This is a genomic window from Leadbetterella sp. DM7 (genome assembly GCF_040829825.2).
Classification (GTDB): domain Bacteria; phylum Bacteroidota; class Bacteroidia; order Cytophagales; family Spirosomataceae; genus Leadbetterella.
Window position 1 is genome coordinate 1 of sequence record NZ_JBFOLH020000006.1, and the last position, 19649, is coordinate 19649.

Here is a 19649-nt window from a genome sequence, read left to right on the forward strand (position 1 = left end):
TTAAGTCCTAAAAGGCTCCAATCAATGAGACTGTTTTAAAATATCAAGTTCCAGCAACCACAAAAAACTGAACTGAAAGCGTATTTAAATAAAAGCAAATACGGTCAACTGTATTCAGGCATCGACATTCCATAACTTTTAACTTTTAGTTTTTCGCTTTTAACTTAACTTAATCTGTTACTTTCACCGGCTTAATGCTCCCATCCGCATTAAACTCCATCCGGTCTATGGCCACTTCGCGGTGAAACCCCGCCGGGCTGCCCATTTTGATGCCGTTCGGCTTACTGAACCGGTGATATACGATATACCATTCGTCTTTCCCGGGTACCTGGAGAACCGAATTATGCCCTGTGCCGTAAATTCCTTTGGCCGGATCCTTCACCAGGATGAGATTATCTTTGGGAATATCCAGCGGGCCGGCCGGTGACCGGGAAGTAGCGTATCTTACCCGGTAGTTCTCACTTCTCGTATCGTCTTCTGACCACAGGAAATAATACAGCCCGTTGCGGTAGAACACATAAGCGGCCTCCCGGAAGGTAGCGTCAGGGGTGATCACTTTCAGGGTATTCTTTTTGATCGATACCATATCGTCATTCAGCTCGGCTACAGCCATATAGCCGTTACCCCAATACAGGTAGCTTTTCCCGGTTTTCGGATCCGTAAATACATCCGGGTCTATTTCCTGGCCGCCTTTAACACCTTCCGGCCGGAAATCGATCAGCGCCTTACCCGAGTCTTTAAAAGGGCCTGCAGGCTCATCGGCCACGGCTACACCGATCTTCTGGGCGGCAGAGAAATAATAGTAATACTTGTATTTTCCCTTCACTTTCTTTTCAATGATACACGGAGCCCAGGCGTTGCGGTCAGCCCAGCTCACCTCTTTTTTCAGATCCAGGATCACGCCTTCGTCCTTCCAGTCTTTCAGGTTATCGGAAGAAAAGGCCTTAAAATAATAGCCTGACCAGGAATCAAAACCGTCACTGGTAGGATACAGGTAATATTTCCCGTTCTTTTCTGAATACAGGATATCCGGATCTGCGTAATACCCTTCCAGCACCGGGTTGTTCTTCTCCGGGATGGTGATCCCTTCCGGAAGGCCCCACTGGCCGGTTAAGCGCTTCAACTCACGGGTGGTGATCGGTATAACCGACCCGTGCCGCGGATGAAAATCCATGGAAATCTCCTGGTCTATCACTTTGAATACATCCAGGTCACGGCTCTCGGTAAACTGGTATTTGCCTTTCATGTATACATCATACATCAGGATGTAGGTATCAGAATTGATCAGCTTAAACGTGCTTGAGCCCTCTACCGCTTCGCGGGTCTGTTGCTTGTACCCGGGCTGTTCAATCCATTTGCCCGACGCCAGAGAGTCGGTGATGGCCATCCGGAGGCCGTTTCCGTGCCCTTCGGTTTTGTAAAACATATAATACAGACCGTGTTTACTGATGATGTCGCCATCTATGCACGATTTCCCGTTTTTAGGATTAAAAAGCACCCGCGGCTCTCCTTCCAGGCCGGTAAATTCGGGGTTGGCGTATGCATAGTAAATAATGTCCGGGCCATCGCCGTGCTTCATTGACCAATAGATCATGTATTTACCGGCAGCAGCATCGTAAATGGTCTGAGGTGCCCAAACCCGCTTGAGGTCTTCCTGTCCGGCATATTTTTCCCGGATATTGACCACCGACGAGCTCCAGTTGACCAGGTCTGTGGATTTCAGCAGCACCATGGCCCGGTTAGAGTCCCATCCTTTCGATGATGTCATGTCGGTTACCACCATGTAAAACGTTTTGCCGTCTTCTGCCCGGAGCAGGTGCGGGTCACGCACGCCGCCGGTAGAGCTGATCTTCTTCGAATTAATCACCGGCATGCCGTTATTCAATGCTTTGTAATTGTACCCGTCGGTACTCACCGCAAAGCAGATGGCTTCATCTTCTACCTTGTTTCCTTTAAAATAAGTGAAGAGGTAAGCGGTAAAGTCTTTCTCTGCCGGCCCTGATTTATACCCCTGGGCAGACACGCCGCCTGCACAGCACACGGCCAGTAAAACAAGAAAAAGGTTTTTCATAACTTTTTGATTTTTATAACCGAGAATGAATAAGCCGGTAACGAATACGAAAGGTTCCGGGTGATGTTAAGCGTGCTCTGCTGAGGCTTGGCCGCTCTGTCGTCCGGCTCTCCTTTCAGCACCGTCAGCAGGGCCGGGCCCTCTGTTACGGGTAATTCCGACAGGTCAACCGTTGCGGCTACCGGTACGGGCAGCAGGTTAACCAGCTTGATCACCAGGAATCCACCGTCTTCTACCATTGAAACGGCCACTTTCCGCTGGTCGTGGTTGCCTTTAACAAAAGCCGGGATATAGGTTGTTCCGGAGTTCTGCCCGAAAAGCTGTTGCACATAATAGCCTACGGTTGGCTTCACTTCCGAATTGTTGAAATAAATCAGGTCAGGCGACCACTGCGTATGGCCTTCTTTGGCCAGCAGGGGGGCATAAGAGGTCATGACCACTACATCTGCGTTCCGCTCTACATTCACCAGGTGAAGGGCTTCGCTTAGTGCGGTTTCTATGTTGTTATGCCGGCCGGGTATGTGGGCAGCGTATTCGCCGAGGTATACTTTCGACTCCGAACGGTCGTACATATCGTAAAAATCCTGGTTATTCAGGTACCAGCCGGGTGTCTGGTAATAGTGCTCATCCACAACAGGGATCTTTGCCTTCGAGGCCAGCTTCCACCCCTCCACATAATCGGTTCCCTCGTTAAACGGCCCTACAGTGCCGATCACGGTGATCTCCGGGTATTTTTCTTTCACCGCGTTAAAGATGAGCATAAAGCGTTCTTCAAAAATATCGGTGATCAGGTCTTCGTTGCCCACGCCCAGGTATTTCAGCCCGAAAGGTTCCGGGTGGCCGGCAGCAGCCCGTTTGCTTCCCCATTCCGACCGCACATCGCCGTTGGCGTATTCGATCAGGTTCAGTACCGACTGCACATATTCGTCCATATGCTCCAGGGGAATACCGCCCTGCTGGCCGCCCAGGGCGCAGCCGTGATGGGCCGAATTCTGGCAGGGAACGCCGGCAGCCACAATGGGTACCGGTGCAGCCCCGATGTCTTCACAAAACTGGAAATATTCGAAATACCCCAGGCCTGCGGTCTGATGGTAGCCCCAGAGGTTCCGCATAGGCTTGCGCGCTTCCAGAGGGCCGATGGTATTTTCCCAGCGGTAGATATTTTCAATTCCGTCGCCATGGGCCACACAACCACCCGGAAAACGTACAAACCGGGGCTTAATATCGGCAATGTGCCGGGCCAGGTCAGCCCGAAGACCGTTCTTCCTGCCTTTAAAGGTCTTTTGCGGGAAAAGTGAGACCATATCCAGGTCTACGGTGCCGGTTTGCAGCGGGATCACCTCCAGCCGGGCTCCGTTTACAGTTTTGCCTGCTGTAATTACGGCGGCCTGCTTCTGCCAGTCGCGCGTGATCTTCCCGGTTACGGCCTCTCCGTATACCTCGCCCGATGCCCCGGTCAGGCGGACCTTCAGGGCTCCCCGTTTCGCATCGGAGTTTCGTGCAAATACGGAAAAGTCGTATTTTTCCCCTGCAGTCAGCGAGATTCCGTCAAAGCCTTCGTTAACCAGTCCTGCACCCTGCTTTTTCACCCGGAGCCGGGCATAATGCGGGTTATTCGGGTGAACAGGCCGCAGAGAATCTACGGTAAAAGACACATCACTGCCTCCCACCGACCAGGCCTTATAGCTGTTCCAGGTTTTATCGTTTCCTTCCTTATCGCTCAGGGCGTACTCAAAATCGCGGTTCTGCACCAGCTCGGCATACAAGCCGCCGTCTGCCGCATAGTTAATGTCTTCAAAAAAGACCCCGATGAGCATATCACTGATCGGCTTCCGGTTTCGCTTATCGGTTCCGATGGAAACCGTAACCGGCTCCTTAAAAAGCTCCTTATCCATGATCAGGCGTTCGTTATTGCCGGCCCTCCCGGCTTCCGCAATTTTCCGGGCATCCAGCAAGCCCTCCAGGAGGCTGCGGGGAACCCGGTGAACGGTTCCTGTCTGTTCTTCCCCCGAAATCCGGACCGTTTCCCGGGCAGAAACAAAGCCCCTGATTTTTTCTGCTGATCCGTACTGCCGGAGGTCGGGTGTAAATGACTCAAACGTATCGCCCGAAGCCGAGGTCCAGATCACCTTCATGCCCGTACCGGCCGCACCTGAGCCGGCCGCACCTGAGCCGGAAAGCTGTACTTCCGGACGAAGAACCGTGTTGCCCGGTACCAGGAGGGGATACGATTGCCGCCCCCAGTACACCAGGTCATCTGAAGAGGCGTGGCCTATGGCGCCATCTGTTTCGTTCAGCCCCCACACACAGTGCCATTTTCCCTGTGCATCCCGGAACAGATAGGGTGCATACATTTTTTTCTGGGAGCCCCACCTCCCGTAATCGCATTTCAGGAAACTATGTTCCGGGCCGATCGCATTCCAGGTATTGCGGTCAACGCTCCAGGCGAAATGCAGTCCGTTATGGTATTGGTTTTTTTCGGTACCGTACGCAAAAATGTACACCGAGTCGGGTTTTACCGCGAAACTGGCCGGCAGATACCCCAGTATTGCCACAAAGAGGCAAATCAGCTGTCGGTTCATCAGATAAGGTTGAAATTTATTTTGTGTCAAACATACACAATATAATTTTCATGTACAACTTTCCGTGGAATAATCCTTTAATTCACTTTATTGAGTCTTTGATCCGGGTTAAACAGTGGCAACCCGGAGTTTATATCTTTGCTTTGCCCGCTAACACAAAGAGGAGCGACGTTCGCGTGAAGCAGAACTATGTCCGGAGGGCTGTTTCCGGGAGATCGGCAGCGGTTTTTTGAACTTTAAAGGAGACAAATCCATATAAACACTTTCATAATCGGCACACATGCCCGCTATACGTTCAAATTCTCTGGTATATTCATTATCTGCTCCAGGATCTTTGAAATACCCGTTCCGGGTAGCATAATCCACTATTTCATCCAGGTACTTACTCGCCGCATCATATGTATGCCGCTCTGTAATTTCAGTAAGATTTTTAAATTGCTTTTCCATAGATCAAATATTTTCAATGTCTTTTATTTTATCATATTCTGCATGGGTTCCGCAAAAACGAACCTGCACTTTATCCCCTGCAAAAACAACTAAAACAACCAGCCGGTACCGGTTTCCTTTAATGTTAAACACATAACGTTCATTACCCACATAATCTGCTGCCGGGAAAAAAATCTTCAGTTCATTATGATTCCTAAAGTCATACCTTTCCATGACCTGAATCCATTTATTGATCGGCTTAATGGCATCTGCGTGTTTTCTCGCAAAGCTGGTGAGGATGTGTTTGTTCGCTATTTTCATAGTTGTGCTCTACAAAAATAACAAATCCCTTCCGGTTGTATTACAGGGAATAATATTTTTTATCTGCAGATAAGAAACACCCTGTCCTATTGTACAAGTAAATGAATATCGATATCCCCTCCGTTCATCACCGGCGAAAGTGAAGAAAAAATATACCGGATCCTGCGTCAGAACAGACGGATCCGATAATATCTGCGATCAGCAAACCTGAGCCGGGTTAATTCCTCACATATTCGTAATTAAACCCGTCGTACACATCCTCCGCCAGGTGCAGCTCATTATTCTTCACTTCATACATCACAGGCTCGCCGGTACCCAAAGTGATGAAATCGGTCTCTTTATTGAGCAATATGGATTCTTTCACGGAAAGCGCATAGGTACCGCTGGCCAGCAGCGAGTCATTTCGCATAGTAGAGTAGGTTTTGTCTGCATTCAGCTTCAGCAGGATCACTTCTCCTTCTTTCGGCGTTTCATTCACCCCGGCAATTCCCCCGGTCTTTCTCACCCACTTCCAGGTTCCCGTAAGCTCATCGCTCTTCACCACTTCACTTTTCTCACAGGCACCTAAACCTGCCATCATCAGAATCATTAACCACTTTTTCATTTGTTTCTTTTTTTATTTGTTCATGTTTTCCTGTGGTATATAGACCCGCTTTTATTCCAAAAGGTTGTAACGCAGCAGACACTTTTATACCTTTGCCGCATGATGATTAAAGACTTTTCACCGGTTGATTTTCTAAAGGAGCTGATTGAGACTCCCTCTCTGAGCCGTGAAGAAGACGGTACCCGCCAGCGGTTTGCCTCGCTTTTTGCCGGGTACGGTATCCCTTTTGAGGTACTTGAAAACAACATCTGGTGTAAGAATCTTCATTATTCCGGTAAAAAGCCGGTCATCCTGCTGAACTCCCATCACGATACCGTAAAGCCGAACGCCTCCTACACGCGTGACCCGTTTACACCGGCCATTGAAGACGGCCGCCTCTACGGCCTGGGCAGCAACGATGCCGGCGGCCCGCTGGTAGCGCTACTGGCGGCTTTCCTCCATTTCTACCACCGCACTGACCTTCCCTATGACCTGGTTTTTGCGGCTACCGCAGAAGAAGAGATCTCGGGCCGGAACGGCATTGAGCTCCTGCTGAAATACCTGCCGGCCATAGACCTGGCCATTGTGGGCGAACCTACCCTTATGGACATGGCCGTGGCTGAAAAAGGCCTGATGGTGCTCGACTGCACTGCCCACGGCATAGCCGGACATGCCGCCCGGGAAGAAGGTGTCAATGCCATATACCAGGCTATCCGTGATATCGAATGGTTCCGCACGTTCCGGTTTCCAAAAGTATCAGAAGCCCTGGGTACAATAAAAATGAACGTTACGGTTATCCAGGCCGGAACCCAGCACAATGTGGTGCCCGACACCTGCCGGTTTGTAGTAGACGTGCGCGCTACTGACGCCTATACGCTCACGGAAACCCTGGAGATCATCCGGGCAAACGTAAGCTCAGAGGTAATGCCGCGGTCGGTACGCCTGAACCCTTCCGGGATTCCTCCTGATCACCCTATTGTTCAGCGGGGCCTCTCCCTCGGCATGAAACCTTACGGCTCGCCCACTCTTTCAGACCAGGCGCTGATTCCTTACCCCAGCATCAAGATCGGCCCGGGTGATTCGGCACGCTCCCATACGGCAGATGAATTTATTTATGTTCATGAAATTATAGACGGGGTGGAAAAATATATTGCGTTATTGGAGGGGTTACGTCTGTGAGGGGTATCAGGTTCTCGACTACGCTCGAACTGACAGGGACGACTGCCACTTGTAACTTCTCACCTACGCGATCCGGCTTGACGGGAAGCGCTTAGTTCTCGACTACGCTCGAACTGACAAGTCCCACTCGTCAGTTCGAACAGCGACTGCCACTTGTCAGTTCGAGCGTAGTCGAGAACCGTGTGGATTTCCTTTTTAAACATTATTCCCTAATTTTGCGAAAAATTTTAAAAAGTCCGTATGAAAAACATCGACGTCTGCCTTACTCCCGACCTGCTGCATCACCATAACATCAACAACACCATTGTGGTGGTGACAGACATTTTCAGGGCTACGTCATGTATGGTTACCGGCTTTGCCTACGGGGTAAAAAGCATCATCCCCGTGGCTTCTATAGAAGAATGCAGCGAATATCAGAAACGGGGCTACATTGCTGCCGCCGAACGGAATGCCGAAAAAGTAGAAGGTTTTGAGCTCGACAACTCGCCTTTCAGCTTCATGGATGAGCGCCTGATCGGTGAAAAAATAGCCATGACCACCACTAACGGCACCTTATCCATCACCAAAAGCAAAAAAAACGCCGTAAAAGTAATTGTAGGTGCTTTCCTGAACCTGCAGGCTGTAGTTAACTACCTGAAAAACCAGCCCTACGATGTGCTGGTCCTGTGTGCCGGCTGGAAAGGCCGCCCCAACCTCGAAGACACCCTCTTTGCCGGAGCCGTGGTAGATGCCCTGAAAGAAGAGTACTTTGTAGCCGAAGACGCCGCTATACTGGCCATGCGGGCCTACGATGCCTCTAAAGACAATATGCCGCTTTACCTTTCCAACTCATCGCACATCCGCCGCTTACAGCGCCTGGGCATTAATAAAGACATCAAATACTGCCTTCAGAAAGACCTGTACGACGTGGTGCCCGTACTGCGCGGCAACGAGCTGGTACCGGCTGAGCCCTGTTAATCTTCAGACTTTACGTTATTTTTATCAATGATCGCTGTATAGCGGGTCACTTTGGAGACAAAAAATAAGCCTAGCGGCTTCTCTGCCGACTCCGGGTCCAGGTTGAACACATTGGATGGGATATTGGCCGGAGGAGTGGCAAAGATGCCCCCGTTATTGGTCTGCGACTGCACCTGGGACAGGAAATAATAGGCATCCAGCGGGATAGAATGCAGCTCTACCGTCACCTTATCCTTGTCTACAAAAAGTCCCGAATTGATACCCATACGTACCGGCTGGAGAAAAAGCATGCCGTCAGACTTGCTTCCCGGCGACAGGCCCCCGTCGTAAGATAACGTATACTCATTAGAGCGTTCCCGCAGCACATCATTTTTATAGGATCTTACCAGGTAGGTGTCACCTTCTCCTTCAAAATCATTGGCAAAAAACTGGGCCAGGTAACCCGATTTCGGGCTGTCGGCCGGCTTGATCGGTAAGGTAATGGCCTGGTACTTGAGCGAATCAATGACCGGCACCCGCTTCAGCTGGGAAACGGAGTAGTACTCTTCGCTGTTATACCGGATATAAAGAACAACCCGCTCGTTCAGCCGCAAAAAATTCCGGTTACGCGGATTATAGGTGTAAATTCCGTCATTGTCGGTGTCGGTGAACCGGAACCGGGTGCTGTCTTCCCGCACCACGTATACTTCGGCCCCCAATGCCGGCTGGGGGCTTTCCTGGTTAAAATACGCCTGCGAAAGCGTGAGGGTCACCTGCTGCTCACGGGGCTCATCGGTCAGCCAGGCGTCTACCACCAGCTGCTGTTTCCCGTCTTTGACCTCAATGTCGATCACATCTTCACAACTGAAGAGGAGCAGGGCAACGGGGAGTATCAGTAGTTTTCTCATGGGTATAATACATTCCGGGTCATTCACATTACGACCTTAAAACTTAAAATTATACGTAACAGAAGGCAGCACAGACGCAAACACCGAGTACCTTACGGCTTCGGTTTTCGACGGGTCGTCAGGGTTTTGCCTTACATAAACAGAGAACGGGTTCCTGCGGTTATATACGTTGTACACCGAAAACACCCATTCGCTTTCTCCCCGCCCGAAGAGCGCATGCTTATTCTTTTTGGTGGCCGACAGGTCCAGCCGGTGGCTTGCCGGTATCCGGTAGGTATTCCGTTCATCGCTGTAATTATGCGGTATAGCTATGCCCTGCCAGATATATTTGGTGGTGGGGAAGCTGGCCGGCGTACCGGTCATGAAAGTAAAAGTAGCCCCGATGTTCCATTTCCGGGAAATATCATAAATAGATACCACCGACAGGTTATGCAGCTTGTCGATCCGGCTTAAAAACCATTCGTTATTGTTCAGCCCGTCTACCTTCCGTTCGGTTCTTGAAAGGGTATAGCTGATCCAGCCGTTCAGGCTTCCCCTGTTTTTCTTCACAAAAAACTCGGCGCCGTAAGCCCGGCCTTTCCCGTACATCAGGTCGCCTTCTACATACGGGTTAAGCAAAAGATCCGCATTCCGGATGTAATCTATCTGGTTTTGCAGGGTTTTATAGTATACTTCTACCGAAGTTTCATAGGCATTATCCCGGAAATTCTTAAAAACACCCAGCGCTACCTGGTCAGAAAGCTGGGGCCTGATATTGTTGGTGCTGGGTGTCCATACATCCAGGGGCGACGATGCCGTGGTATTCGACAGCAAATGGATATACTGGGCCAGGCGGTTATAGCCTATTTTCAGCGATGTGCTCCGGTTCAGGCTGATATTTACGGCAAATCTCGGCTCCAAATACCCGTAGCGGCTGATGCGCTCATTTCCCCGGTAAGCCACGGTATCTGCCAGCGGCTTACGCTCTCCTGCCGGCCCCGACTCATCGTAGATATAGGCTACAGGTGTACCGAAATAGTCATAAAACGAGTACCTCAACCCATAGTTAAATGTCAGCTTATCGGTGATTTTCTGCTCATTTCCTATATAAACAGCCGACTCCAGGGCCTTTTTTGAATTCAGTCCGATATCCTGCCCTTCGCCCCCTGAAACCACCAGGGCTTTCCCCGGATTAAAATGATAGAGAATGGTCTGCCCGCCAAACGTAATGGTATTCCGGGTATTCAGATACCAGGTAAAATCAGGTTTGATGCTATAGTTTAAAATGTTCGAGTTCCAGCGAAAAACATCCTCTTTGTTCTCATTTTTAAGGTCAGAATCCAGTGAATAATCGTAATTGGAATAAAAGACGGTAGTATTCAGGAACAGCTTATTGCTGAATATATGATTCCACCGGAACGTGGTGGTAGCATTGCCCCAGTCAAACCCGAAGTCGGCCCCGAACAGGTCCCGTCCGAAATAGCCCGAAAGGTATACTGTATTTTTATCGTTGATCTTATAATTCCCTTTTGCCGTAAAGTCGTAGAAATAAAATTTCACCCCTTTCAGGTCGTCTTTCAGCAGCGGCTTGGCCAGGATATCGATGTACGACCTCCGCAGGGCTACTACGAAAGAGCCTTTGTCTTTCACGATCGGCCCCTCCAGGGTAAACCGGGAAAATATAGTGCCGATACCGCCGGAGAACTCCGTTTTCTTGTTGTTCCCCTCTTTCATCCGTACATCCAGGATAGAAGACACCCGGCCGCCATAAATGGATGGCACCCCGCCTTTGATCAGCTTGACATCCTTGACCACATCCGGGTTAAAAATAGAAAAAAAACCCATCAGGTGCGAAGAATTGTACACCGGGGCTTCATCCAGCAGCACCAGGTTCTGGTCTATGGCGCCGCCCCGCACGTTAAAGCCTGAAGAGCCTTCTCCCACTGAGCTCACTCCCGGCAGAAATTGTATGCTGCGAATCACGTCTACCTCACCCAGCAGCGCCGGCATCTTCCGGATGGTTCTCATTTCCACCTTATTGACCGACATCTCCACGCTTTTCACGTTGTGATCTTCCCGCTCAGAGGTAACCACCACCTCCTCCAGTACATTTCCTTCTGATTTAAGCTCCAGGTTCAGGGTAGTGTTAGCGTTTAATACCACTTCCTGCTCTATTTTGTGATACCCGACATACGTAATGACCAGGCTGTGCGTGCCTTTAGGAAGGGTAATGGAATAAAAACCGTATACATTGGTGCTCACACCCACCTTCTGCCCGCGGGCATATACATTCACCCCGATCAGCGCTTCACCATCAGAAGCGTCTTTAACCGTACCACTGAGTGTAAAAGTATCCTGGGAAAAGGAAGGGTAAAAAGAAAACAGCCAGATAAAGCACGCCAGGACCAATCGCATATAGCGTCAAAGAGTATTAAAGTAAAGATAACGACAGGACAAGCGAAATAGTTTTATCCCGGCAAGACTAAATCAGATACCCCGCTTACAATATTAAACTAAAAATTTAAGACTTCCCGGGCTTCTCCGCTTTTATTTAATCCAAACGCTGCTTACCGCTATATTTTTTGTAACTTCGCCGATTAATCAAAACCTTGGTGGCATTGAACGATATTGAACTGACCGGGCACGAGCAGATTGAAGTGTTCGGTGCACGGGAACACAACCTGAAAAACATAGATGTGGCCATTCCCCGGAATCAGCTTGTAGTGATTACCGGCATCAGTGGCAGCGGGAAATCTTCACTGGCATTTGATACGATTTATGCCGAAGGCCAGCGGCGCTATATGGAGAGCTTCTCCTCGTATGCCCGCAGCTTTATCGGCGATATGGAGCGGCCTGACGTAGACAAGATCAACGGGCTCTCGCCGGTAATCAGCATTGAGCAGAAGACCACCTCCAAGAACCCCCGTTCTACCGTAGGCACCACTACCGAGATCTACGACTTCCTGCGCCTGCTTTATGCCCGCGCCGGCGAGGCCGTAAGCTACGTTACGGGAAAGCCCATGGTAAAGCAAACCCAGGACCAGATCATTGAGCAGATCCTGACCCATTACGAAGGCAAAAAGCTGAGCATACTGGCCCCCATGGTTAAGGGAAGAAAAGGCCATTATCGCGAACTTTTCGTCCAGATTTCCAAGATGGGTTATGCCAAAGTGCGGATAGACGGTGAAGTACAGGACATCACCCCGAAAATGCAGACCGACCGCTACAAGATTCACGATATCGAAGTGGTGGTTGACCGTATCGTGCCCAAAAAAGAAGACCGGTACCGCATCAGCCAGTCGGTGGGAACAGCCCTGAAGCTGGGCGGAGGTTCGCTGCTCCTGCTGGATGAAAACGGGGAGGTACAGTATTTCTCCCAGAATCTTATGGATCCGGAATCGGGGATCAGCTACGAAGACCCCTCTCCGAACTCTTTCTCGTTCAATACACCCTATGGCGCCTGTCCTGTGTGTAAAGGCCTGGGACAGATCGAGGAAATCACCGAAGAATCCATCATTCCCGACCCCTCGCTGTCTATTCTACGGGGAGGTATCGCTCCGCTGGGAGAATACCGCGACCTCTGGATCTTCAAGCAGATCGAAGCCCTGCTCAAAACCCATAAATCTTCTTTAAGCATACCCATACAGAAGATCCCGCGCGATGTGCTCGACATCATTCTCTACGGGAGTGAAGAGCCCATAGCCGTGGCTTCCAAGAAATATCCCGGCACCGACTGGAATACCAAATTTGAAGGGATTATTACCTTCCTGAAAAACCAGCAGGAGTCAGACAGCGACAAGATCCAGGACTGGATCAAAGATTTCCTGATCATCAAAGAATGCCCGGAATGCCACGGGCAACGCTTAAAGAAAGAGTCGCTTCATTTTCTTATTGCCGGGAAAAATATCGCTGAACTTTCGGAAATGGATATTTCAGACCTCACTGCCTGGTTTGAAAGCGTAGAAGACCGCATGAGTCAGAAGCAACGCCTCATTGCTACCGAAATCCTGAAGGAGATCCGGAAAAGGCTGGGTTTCCTGTACGGCATCGGGCTGAATTACCTTACCCTGAACCGGCCCTTGAAAACCCTTTCAGGAGGCGAAGCCCAGCGTATACGCCTCGCCACCCAGATCGGCACCCAGCTGGTAGGCGTGCTTTACATCATGGATGAGCCCTCTATCGGCCTGCACCAGCGCGATAACGTTAAGCTGATCAAGGCCCTCAAAGACCTGCGTGACCTGGGAAATACGGTACTGATTGTGGAGCACGACAAAGACATGATGCTCGAATCTGACTACATCATTGACATCGGGCCGGGCGCCGGGCGTCATGGCGGCCGGGTAGTCAGCCAGGGAGCCCCGAAAGCGTTTATTGCCAACGGCGGAATAACCGCCGACTACCTAAGCGAACGCGTCAGCATTGAAGTACCGGCTAAACGGCGCACCGGCTCAGGCGAATCGATCACGATCAAAGGGGCCAAAGGGCACAACCTGAAAAACGTTAACCTTAAAATACCTTTAGGCACCATTACCTGTGTAACGGGTGTCAGCGGCAGTGGCAAAAGCTCACTTATTCATGAAACGCTGTTCCCTATTCTGAACCGGCATTTTTTCCGGGCAAAACGGGAGCCGCTTTCCTATAAAGAAGTAACGGGACTGGAGCATATCGATAAGGTGATTGAAGTAGACCAGTCGCCCATAGGACGTACCCCCCGGAGCAACCCGGCCACCTACACCGGCATGTTTTCAGATATACGTACGCTCTTTGCAGAACTGCCCGAGTCTAAGATACGGGGGTACAAGCCGGGCCGGTTCTCGTTCAATGTCAAAGGCGGGCGTTGCGAAACCTGTGAAGGCGCCGGGATGAAAAAAATAGAAATGGAATTTCTTCCTGATGTGCACGTGCCCTGCGAAACCTGCAAAGGAAAGCGCTTCAACCGGGAAACCCTGGAGATCCGCTTCAAAGGAAAGTCTATTTCAGATGTGTTAGATATGACCGTAGCCGAAGCCATTCCTTTCTTTGAAAACCAGCCGAAGATCAACCGCAAGGTACAGATTCTGAACGATGTGGGCCTGGGATACATCACCCTGGGGCAGCACGCCACCACGCTCTCGGGCGGAGAAGCCCAGCGGGTAAAGCTGTCGGAAGAGCTGTCTAAAAAAGATACGGGCAAAACCCTGTACATTCTCGACGAGCCTACCACCGGGTTGCACTTCCAGGACATCCGGAAGCTGCTGGATGTGCTTCAGAAGCTGGCAGACAAAGGAAATACCATCCTGATCATTGAGCATAACCTGGATGTGGTAAAAGTGGCCGACCATATTATCGATATGGGGCCCGAAGGCGGTAACGGCGGAGGCAAAGTAATTGCCGAAGGTACACCGGAAAAAGTGGCAATGATGAAGGGAAGCTATACGGGGCAGTTCCTGAAAAAGGAGCTGGGTTTGTAAGGCGTCGCCCTGCTGACCGATTAATCATACGAAAGCATATACGATCTTATGAGACTATTCTTTTTACTCGTGTTTTTGGTTTCCTTTGGGGCTTCGGGGCAATCGGTTAAGGCATTCGAAATCATCAAAGCCGATTCTCTTTTCGTGATCGACTCTACCCAATGGCATAGCTTCCCTTCTAACCTGCAATTCGGGGGAATCTCCGGACTGGAAATGGCCGGCCCCGGCCAGCTTCTCCTGGTATCTGACCGGCAGGCTCCCGGTTTAGAGCCTGACAACCAGTATTCCTGGCTCTTCCGGATGGATACCCTGGGAAATATTCACAGCACACTCCGTTTTTTCGGGGTTAAAAATGCGGAGGCCCTGCGCCGGGACGGCCAACGGATCTGGTATGCATTTGAAAACGACGAGTCTACCGGCATCGGCTACCTGGACTCTGCCTATTCACCGGTGACCGCAGCAGAATACAGCATGATCACCAGCCCCTTTACCACCCTCAACCGGGGCATTGAAGGCCTGGCTATAGGTGACGATCTCTGGTATAGCTTTGAGGCCGGTCCTGATTCTACAATTATGATCAGGTGGCCCCAACGCGAAAAAGAAAAAGCGGTAACCTACACCTATCCTTTGGATAAGCGAAGCTGCCTGAGTGCCCAGCAACCGGCCGGGTCATCGCTCGGGAACGGTATTTCGGAAATACTGACCATACCGGGTGAAAAAGACAAGCTGCTGGTGCTGGAACGATGCTTTAACGGGCGCTACGCCTACATTAAGCTTTTTGAAGCCGATATGTCGGGAAAAGTGCCGGAAAAGAGAGAGGTGTTCAATTGGGATCCCGACACCCGTTTCCTCGGCCTCCCGCTCAAACCCGATAATATGGAAGGAATGACCTGGGGAGAATCCGTGAACGGCCGGCGTACCCTGTACCTGATCTCTGACGACAATCACAATCCCCGGCATCAGCGCACCATTCTCCTGAAGCTCATGGAGAAGTAGAAGCTTAAAATTTTACGGCTTTGCACGAAGTTTTTACAGCGTTATGAAAAAAATTGCTTCCCGGCAGAAAATTTAGAACCTATCTAAACAATAATCAAAATTTCGCATTGTCGCCTGATTAGAAATAGTTTACGGAATAAAAACCCAGGCATAAGCCCCTGCCCCCCTTAGAATTCCACTCTCTCCTGTTGTTAATGTTATGCATGCATACTATTTTTGATTATTAAAGTTCAGAACATGGAATACCCGATAAAAACGATGGCCGAAATGGCCATGAACGGTGAACAGCCGGAGATTCTTTTCTGGGTGGGTTGCGCCGGTTCGTTTGACGACCGCTACAAAAAAGTAACCCGTGCTTTTGTTAAGATACTGAATCACCTTGATATCCGCTTTGCGGTTCTGGGCACGGAAGAATCGTGTACGGGAGACCCGGCCCGGAGAGCAGGAAACGAATTCACCTTCCAGATGCTGGCGCAGCAGAACATCCAGGTACTGAACGGTTACGGCATAAAAAAGATCGTAACGGCCTGCCCGCATTGCTTCAACACGCTTAAAAATGAATACCCGGAACTGGGTGGAAACTACGAGGTCATCCACCATTCGGAATACCTGCAGCAGCTGATCAACTCGGGCCGGCTGAAAGTCACAGGCGGGGCATTCAAAGGGCACAAGATCACGTACCACGACTCCTGCTACCTGGGCCGGGCCAATGATATCTACGAAGCGCCCCGCGAGGTGATACAGGCCTTGGATGCCGAACTGGTCGAAATGAAACGCTGCCGTACCCGGGGGCTGTGCTGCGGCGCCGGTGGCGGACAAATGTTCAAAGAGCCCGAAAAAGGAAACAAAGACATCAACGTGGAACGTACGGAAGACGCGCTCGAGACCCGGGCAGACACCATTGCCGTAGCTTGTCCGTTTTGCATGACCATGCTTTCTGACGGCGTAAAATTCAAAGAGAAAGAGCACGAAATCCGGGTATATGACCTGGCCGAGCTGCTGGCCAGCGACCTCGGATAACTAACTATCATCTCACACAGGCCGGGCACCCGCGAAGAAATGCGGTACCGGACCCGGGCTGGCCGTTAAAAAAAGTTAAACGCACACCGGGTAAGCTGAACGTGCGTTAATTTTGAAGAATTACCTTCTTTCGGAACGCGTGAAGAAAAACCGCTCACTTATTATTTTCATGATCTTCGCCATGGGGGCCCTCGTGGCGTTGCAGGGCTATTGGATAAAAAATGCGATCCAGGTTCAAAAAGAACAATTTGACCGGAACGTCAAAACCGCCCTCATGGAAACCGTGCGGAAAATAGAGCAGGAAGAAATGCTTTATGTGGCCCACCAGCGCCTGGCCCGCCGTGACCAGAACAAGCTTATTACCCTCTCGGAAGCCTCCGGGAAAATCAACGATGCCCTTCTCCGGAAAAAAATACTGGAGCACGACATCCTGCTCAACAGCATCTATAACGAAACTTTCTTCCGGGAGTTTAACAAGAAAATAGATAATATGGGCGAAAAGATTCCTGAAAACAGGGTAAAAGCCGCTGAATATATCAATGAAAAGCTGCGCCGTGAAAACGAGAACCTGAAGAGCTTTATCAAAAGCAGCGAACCGCTCGAAGCCCGTTACAACGAGATCCGCCAGATGAACGACTGGCTGGATTCTGCCGGCCTCAGCGAAACCATCTCCGAAGAATTCTATGCCGGAGCCATCAACCTTGACCTGATCAAAGGCATTGTACAGGACCTGCTGCTGGGAGAAAGGAGCATTCCCGACCGCATGGGCCACCTGATGCTGGATACCCTGCTCACCGATGAGCTGCAAAACATGGGCATAAAGCTTCCCTTTCAATATGCCGTAGAAGACAAAGGGCAGCTGGTGTTGACTTCCGTCAATCATCCTTTGCTTTCCGATAGCTATAAAATTCGCCTGTTTCCGGGTGATTCTTTCCGGAACAATCGTTTTTTATATGTTATTTTTCCCGAAAGAGAGAACTTTATTTATAAAAATCTTATCGGCCTGTTTACCGTTTCCACGGTATTGGTCATGCTGGTAGGCGGTATCTTCTACTACTCGGCCAACAGCCTTATTTCAGAAAGGCGGCTGGCCAAGGTCAAAAACGACTTCATCAACAACATGACCCACGAGCTGAAAACGCCGGTTTCCAGCATTTCACTGGCCCTGGAAGTGATCCGCGACAAAGGCGTGGTCAAAACAGAAGAAAAGATCAACCGTTACCTGGGCATTATCGGTGAAGAAAACCAGCGCCTGGCCTCGCAGATCGACAAGGTATTGCAAATGGCCCGCCTGGAGCAGAAGCAGATTGCCCTGAGCTATGAGGAGCTCGACCTGCACGAGCTGCTCGACACCGTAATCACCAATATGGAAGTGCAGCTAAGCGATGAAAGGGTACATTTCCGGCTTGACCCTGACGCTACCGAAACCCGCGTCACCGGTGACCGGGTACACCTGACCAACATTTTTTACAATCTCCTCGACAACGCTTTAAAATATTCAAAAGAAACCGTACATTTAAAGATACAAACATCAAACCCCGGTGACCATCGCATACGCATTGACATTGCCGATGACGGCATCGGTATCCCGGCGGCCGAAACCGGGCGCGTTTTCGAAAAATTTTACCGGGTGCCCACCGGTGATGTGCACGATGTAAAAGGTTTCGGACTGGGATTAAGCTATGTAAAAAATATGGTGGAAATGCATAAGGGATCGGTTCAGCTGAAATCTACGCCCGGTGAGGGATCGGTCTTTTCCATATATCTGCCCCTGAATACCGTATGACACCTCTTTTATTAGCCGAAGACGACCCCAACCTGGGAGAGCTCCTGAAAGAATACCTGGAGGCGAAGGGCTTTGAAGTTACCCTGGCCGTCAACGGGGAAGAAGCACTCCATTTTTTCCTTTCGGGTACCTTTTCCCTTTGTATCCTGGATGTGATGATGCCCAAAAAAGACGGCTTCTCGCTGGCCCGGGAGATCCGCCTGAAAGACCCGCACATTCCCGTTATTTTCCTTACGGCAAAATCCATGAAAGAAGATACGCTCAAGGGGTTTGAGCTGGGAGCCGACGACTACCTCACCAAGCCCTTTGTGATGGAAGAGCTGCTGTTTCGTATACGGGCAATCTTAAAAAGGACCACTTCAGGAGAAATAAAACCTGAACCAACCACTTTCTCTATCGGCAAATTCACCCTGGATACCGATACCCGGACCCTGACCTCTGACGACGGCACGGTTCACCTCACCACCAAAGAAACCGCCCTGCTGAAGCTGCTCTGCCAGAATGCCCAGCAGACCGTTAGCCGGAGCTACGCCCTTAAGCTCATCTGGGGCGACGATTCTTACTTCAACGCCCGGAGCATGGACGTATACATCACCAAGCTGCGCAAGCACCTGAAAGCCGATGAACGGGTGCGCATACTCAACCTGCACGGTGAGGGCTTCAAGCTGATCCTGTAAACTTTCCCGGGGCTGTGCTTGCAATATTGCTCCGCTTCCGGCTATTTTGCAGTAAAACCGGGAAAAATGCCTGAAGTTGACCTGCTAAAAATCATCAATGTGCTGGGAACCGTCTCTTTCGCCATTTCGGGAGCTACCATGGCCATGAATAAAAACCTGGACGCCTTCGGAGTGCTTGTTATTGCTTTTGTTACCTCTATCGGTGGCGGTACGCTTCGTGATGTGCTGATCGGCAACCTGCCCGTGGGCTGGCTGGCAAGCGAACGTATCCTCCTGCTCATTTTCTGCACGGCCGTAGCTACCCTGTTTTTCCATAAATACATCCGTAAGCTGCCCACCACCCTCTTCCTGTTTGATGCCATGGGTATCGGACTCTTCACCATAGCAGGTGCGGAGATAGCCGAAGCCAAAGGCTTTAATATCCCGCTCTGCATCACCCTGGGCACCATCACAGCCTGCTTTGGGGGGGTGATCCGTGATGTGCTCCTCAATCATGTGCCGCTGATCTTCCGGAAAGAGCTGTATGCCACTGCCTGCATCCTGGGCGCTGCCGTTTATTTCGGTATCAAGGCGGTCGGGCTCCATTCCCAGTTCACCACCTTTATCTGTATCGGCATCATTGTGATCCTGAGAATTCTTGCCGTAAAATACAACATCCGCCTTCCGGCCTTCTACCTGCCGCCTGAAGAAGCAGACGATGAATGATTTACTTGGCAAACCTGATTATTCCGCTTA

15 protein-coding genes are annotated in these 19649 nt (G+C 50.5%); 8 read left to right on the forward strand and 7 right to left on the reverse strand.

From position 1 onward, the window contains the following. Positions 1-169 precede the first annotated feature (169 nt). The 5 genes from AB2U10_RS08740 to AB2U10_RS08760 form a co-directional block, all read right to left on the reverse strand. Positions 170-2071, reverse strand: a complete 1902-nt coding sequence (locus AB2U10_RS08740) for a glycoside hydrolase family 43 protein (RefSeq protein ID WP_367913707.1) — start codon at positions 2069-2071, stop codon at positions 170-172. Beyond that, entirely contained in the window at positions 2068-4653 is a 2586-nt protein-coding gene (locus tag AB2U10_RS08745) for an alpha-L-arabinofuranosidase family protein (protein WP_367913708.1), read from the reverse strand. The genes AB2U10_RS08740 and AB2U10_RS08745 overlap by 4 nt, the downstream gene beginning before the upstream one ends. 150 nt (positions 4654-4803) lie before the next feature. Then, positions 4804-5100: a hypothetical protein gene (locus AB2U10_RS08750; RefSeq protein WP_367913709.1), complete on the reverse strand. Its 297-nt coding sequence runs from the start codon at positions 5098-5100 to the stop codon at positions 4804-4806. A gap of 3 nt (positions 5101-5103) precedes the next feature. Then, positions 5104-5400 (reverse strand): type II toxin-antitoxin system HigB family toxin, encoded by a 297-nt coding sequence (locus AB2U10_RS08755; RefSeq protein ID WP_367913710.1) that lies wholly within the window; start codon positions 5398-5400, stop codon positions 5104-5106. Between the two features lie 217 nt (positions 5401-5617). After that, complete coding sequence (locus tag AB2U10_RS08760; protein ID WP_367913711.1) at positions 5618-6004, reverse strand: hypothetical protein; 387 nt, start codon at positions 6002-6004, stop codon at positions 5618-5620. 99 nt (positions 6005-6103) lie between these two features. Between AB2U10_RS08760 and AB2U10_RS08765 the strand changes: the two genes are divergently transcribed. Both AB2U10_RS08765 and AB2U10_RS08770 read left to right on the forward strand, forming a co-directional pair. Beyond that, positions 6104-7162, forward strand: a complete 1059-nt coding sequence (locus AB2U10_RS08765) for a M20 family metallo-hydrolase (protein WP_367913712.1) — start codon at positions 6104-6106, stop codon at positions 7160-7162. Between the two features lie 240 nt (positions 7163-7402). Then, on the forward strand, positions 7403-8119 hold the full coding sequence (locus AB2U10_RS08770) for a 2-phosphosulfolactate phosphatase (protein ID WP_367913713.1): 717 nt from the start codon (positions 7403-7405) through the stop codon (positions 8117-8119). Here AB2U10_RS08770 and AB2U10_RS08775 read toward each other — a convergent pair. Beyond that, on the reverse strand, positions 8116-9006 hold the full coding sequence (locus AB2U10_RS08775; RefSeq protein ID WP_367913714.1) for a DUF4249 domain-containing protein: 891 nt from the start codon (positions 9004-9006) through the stop codon (positions 8116-8118). The genes AB2U10_RS08770 and AB2U10_RS08775 overlap by 4 nt on opposite strands. Positions 9007-9042: 36 nt before the next feature. Next, positions 9043-11400 (reverse strand): TonB-dependent receptor, encoded by a 2358-nt coding sequence (locus AB2U10_RS08780; protein WP_367913715.1) that lies wholly within the window; start codon positions 11398-11400, stop codon positions 9043-9045. Positions 11401-11597: 197 nt separating this feature from the next. Between AB2U10_RS08780 and uvrA the strand changes: the two genes are divergently transcribed. The 6 genes from uvrA (at position 11598) to AB2U10_RS08810 (ending at position 19619) form a co-directional block, all read left to right on the forward strand. Further along, entirely contained in the window at positions 11598-14435 is a 2838-nt protein-coding gene (uvrA, locus tag AB2U10_RS08785; RefSeq protein WP_367913716.1) for an excinuclease ABC subunit UvrA, read from the forward strand. Between the two features lie 48 nt (positions 14436-14483). After that, a complete protein-coding gene (locus tag AB2U10_RS08790) occupies positions 14484-15431 on the forward strand; it encodes an esterase-like activity of phytase family protein (RefSeq protein WP_367913717.1) in 948 nt (315 codons plus the stop codon). Positions 15432-15668: 237 nt separating this feature from the next. Beyond that, positions 15669-16451: a (Fe-S)-binding protein gene (locus AB2U10_RS08795; RefSeq protein ID WP_367913718.1), complete on the forward strand. Its 783-nt coding sequence runs from the start codon at positions 15669-15671 to the stop codon at positions 16449-16451. A gap of 112 nt (positions 16452-16563) precedes the next feature. After that, complete coding sequence (locus AB2U10_RS08800; protein ID WP_367913719.1) at positions 16564-18237, forward strand: sensor histidine kinase; 1674 nt, start codon at positions 16564-16566, stop codon at positions 18235-18237. Beyond that, positions 18234-18914, forward strand: coding sequence for a response regulator transcription factor (locus AB2U10_RS08805; RefSeq protein WP_367913720.1), 681 nt, complete (start codon positions 18234-18236; stop codon positions 18912-18914). The genes AB2U10_RS08800 and AB2U10_RS08805 overlap by 4 nt, the downstream gene beginning before the upstream one ends. Positions 18915-18980: 66 nt before the next feature. Then, the gene (locus AB2U10_RS08810) at positions 18981-19619 is read left to right on the forward strand and encodes a trimeric intracellular cation channel family protein (RefSeq protein ID WP_367913721.1); all 639 of its coding nucleotides are present in this window, start codon (positions 18981-18983) and stop codon (positions 19617-19619) included. The last annotated feature ends 30 nt before the right edge of the window (positions 19620-19649 follow it).